Raw genomic sequence first — 333 nt, 5'->3', positions numbered from 1 at the left:
CGCCTTCGCGGTGGCCTGGAGGTTGCGCAGGGCCTTGGCCATGTCGTTGATGTACTTGGTGCTGCCGGTGGCCATCTTGTGAGCGAGTTTCATGCCGTCCTCGCCCATCGCGGCGAGGGCTTCGGCAACGTCCCCGCCGACCCGGTCGGCGACCTTCTCGAGGTCCTTGTTCCAGGCGGTGGTGGCCTTCGCCGCGCTTTTGATCTTGCGTTCGACGGCGCCGAGATCGAAGTATTCGATCTCCTTGATGGTGACCTTGCCGCCCTTGCCCTTGACCTTCACCTTCCGTGTCTTGTGCCCGGCCTGCCCGGCGTCGGAGGCGGAGTACAGGGA

At 64.9% G+C, this 333-nt stretch carries 1 protein-coding gene; it reads right to left on the bottom strand.

Translation table 11 applies throughout. From position 1 onward, the window contains the following. Positions 1–333, bottom strand: a 333-nt coding sequence (locus tag OO69_RS48425; protein ID WP_033287438.1) for a hypothetical protein, incomplete at both ends; no start/stop codon positions are given.

This window comes from Streptomyces sp. NRRL F-525, assembly GCF_000716605.1.
GTDB lineage: Bacteria > Actinomycetota > Actinomycetes > Streptomycetales > Streptomycetaceae > Streptomyces.
This window is presented reverse-complemented; position numbering and strand designations above follow the sequence as displayed.